Origin of the sequence: Cryobacterium sp. TMS1-20-1 (genome assembly GCF_004402355.1) — a bacterium.
Classification (GTDB): Bacteria; Actinomycetota; Actinomycetes; order Actinomycetales; family Microbacteriaceae; genus Cryobacterium; species Cryobacterium levicorallinum.
This window is the reverse complement of the sequence record NZ_SOGF01000009.1, coordinates 1-2,962: the sequence shown is the minus strand read 5'-3', so window position 1 is coordinate 2,962 and position 2,962 is coordinate 1. Positions and strand designations below refer to the sequence as shown.

The 2,962-nt window shown below is 53.3% G+C and carries 2 rRNA genes; both read left to right on the top strand.

The features are described 5' to 3' along the window. Positions 1-613 precede the first annotated feature (613 nt). Positions 614-2,147, top strand: a 16S ribosomal RNA gene (locus E3O45_RS01125). Positions 2,148-2,589: 442 nt separating this feature from the next. Beyond that, positions 2,590-2,962 (top strand): 23S ribosomal RNA (locus E3O45_RS17725); the annotation flags it as partial.

Below are 2,962 nucleotides of genomic sequence, written 5' to 3'. Positions count from 1 at the left end.
GCGACACGCCCGGGTGGGGGGCGTTTTGACGGGTGGGTGGTCTGGCCGTAATGTATCTATACGTACCCCAAAGGTGCGGAAAGCCGCAGTGCTTTCCGGCCTCATGTGGGACCAGCTTCTAGCCAGATCAGCTTCACGGTTCGTGTTTCACGTTCTCGGTTGTTGGGCTAGGATTGTAAGTCCTTCTGCTGTTTCTGGTTGGTTGAGTTGCGTGGTTTTGGTCGCTGTTTTGCGCCTGAAACTGGGTGTTTCCTCGATTTGACAGGGACTGGTTAGAGGGTCTAAGTTAGACAAGTTGCCCCGGAGCGACAGCCCAGAACAGGGCCTGAAGTCGGGTGCGTCCGATCCTTGAGAACTCAACAGCGTGCACAATGTCAAATGCCAAAAACCTCGTGGTTGTGGCCCGTTTCTAGCGGGGTACAGCTTATGAGATTCCTTTGGAAATAATATTGAACAAGTCCTGGTCTTCGGACTAGGCAACTAAACAAAGCAAGTCAGTAATGATTTGTTCTTGTCAGTTTCAAACTTGCATCTTCTCAGCCTATTCCGGTTGGTGGGTGCACTAGATGGGCGTTCGTTTCGTATTTATATGGGGCGGGTAGCTATTCAAACATTTACGGAGAGTTTGATCCTGGCTCAGGACGAACGCTGGCGGCGTGCTTAACACATGCAAGTCGAACGGTGAAGAGGAGCTTGCTCCTTGGATCAGTGGCGAACGGGTGAGTAACACGTGAGCAATCTGCCCTTGACTCTGGGATAACTGCGGGAAACTGTAGCTAATACCGGATATTACCTTGGAAGGCATCTTCTGGGGTGGAAAGAATTTTGGTCAAGGATGAGCTCGCGGCCTATCAGCTAGTTGGTGAGGTAATGGCTCACCAAGGCGACGACGGGTAGCCGGCCTGAGAGGGTGACCGGCCACACTGGGACTGAGACACGGCCCAGACTCCTACGGGAGGCAGCAGTGGGGAATATTGCACAATGGGCGCAAGCCTGATGCAGCAACGCCGCGTGAGGGACGAAGGCCTTCGGGTTGTAAACCTCTTTTAGTAGGGAAGAAGCGACTGGGTTTTCCTGGGAGTGACGGTACCTGCAGAAAAAGCACCGGCTAACTACGTGCCAGCAGCCGCGGTAATACGTAGGGTGCAAGCGTTGTCCGGAATTATTGGGCGTAAAGAGCTCGTAGGCGGTTTGTCGCGTCTGCTGTGAAAACCCGAGGCTCAACCTCGGGCCTGCAGTGGGTACGGGCAGACTAGAGTGCGGTAGGGGAGATTGGAATTCCTGGTGTAGCGGTGGAATGCGCAGATATCAGGAGGAACACCAATGGCGAAGGCAGATCTCTGGGCCGTAACTGACGCTGAGGAGCGAAAGCATGGGGAGCGAACAGGATTAGATACCCTGGTAGTCCATGCCGTAAACGTTGGGAACTAGATGTGGGGACCATTCCACGGTCTCCGTGTCGCAGCTAACGCATTAAGTTCCCCGCCTGGGGAGTACGGCCGCAAGGCTAAAACTCAAAGGAATTGACGGGGGCCCGCACAAGCGGCGGAGCATGCGGATTAATTCGATGCAACGCGAAGAACCTTACCAAGGCTTGACATATACCGGAAACGGCCAGAAATGGTCGCCCCGCAAGGTCGGTATACAGGTGGTGCATGGTTGTCGTCAGCTCGTGTCGTGAGATGTTGGGTTAAGTCCCGCAACGAGCGCAACCCTCGTCCTATGTTGCCAGCACGTAATGGTGGGAACTCATGGGATACTGCCGGGGTCAACTCGGAGGAAGGTGGGGATGACGTCAAATCATCATGCCCCTTATGTCTTGGGCTTCACGCATGCTACAATGGCCGGTACAAAGGGCTGCGATACCGCAAGGTGGAGCGAATCCCAAAAAGCCGGTCTCAGTTCGGATTGAGGTCTGCAACTCGACCTCATGAAGTCGGAGTCGCTAGTAATCGCAGATCAGCAACGCTGCGGTGAATACGTTCCCGGGCCTTGTACACACCGCCCGTCAAGTCATGAAAGTCGGTAACACCCGAAGCCAGTGGCCGAACCCGTAAGGGACGGAGCTGTCGAAGGTGGGATTGGTGATTAGGACTAAGTCGTAACAAGGTAGCCGTACCGGAAGGTGCGGCTGGATCACCTCCTTTCTAAGGAGCACGTGCACCGCTCGTCTGTATACAGCGAGAATTCCGGTGCCAGTCATACCAAGACGAATGTTCTTGGATGGCGCTCATGGGTGGAACATTGACATTGATATGAGGACGGTCGTCCTCGAGCCGGTACGCTCCTTCGGGAGTTGGAACGCTCGGGTTCGGAGAGAGTCATATATGCACGCTGTTGGGTCCTGAGGGACCGGAACAATGACAACTTCGGTTGTGGTTGATCTGTTTCTTCTGGACTTCTGTGCGTTGGCATCACTTGCCGGCGTGGAGGGGTACCGCCCGTACTTTGAGAACTACACAGTGGACGCGAGCATCTTAAATTTGACTCTCGTAAGAGAGCAAATTACAAAGATCTAAGCAATTAGATCATTGGTCAATTTCGATGTCGAATTTATTCGGCATACTTAATCGATTCAAACTCATGTGATTTCAAATTTTTAAGAGCAAACGGTGAATGCCTTGGCATGTAGAGCCGAAGAAGGACGTAGTAATCTGCGATAAGCCTCGGGGAGTTGATAAACGAACTGTGATCCGAGGATGTCCGAATGGGGAAACCCCGCCAGGCCCGTAAGGTGACCTGGTGACTCCCGCCTGAATATATAGGGCGGGTAGAGGGAACGTGGGGAAGTGAAACATCTCAGTACCCACAGGAAGAGAAAACAACAGTGATTCCGTTAGTAGTGGCGAGCGAACCCGGATGAGGCTAAACCGATCATGTGTGATAGCCGGTAGGCGTTGCATGGTCGGGGTTGCGGGACTTTTCTGCCTATTCTACCGAATGGTAAGGGTTAGAACGTTGT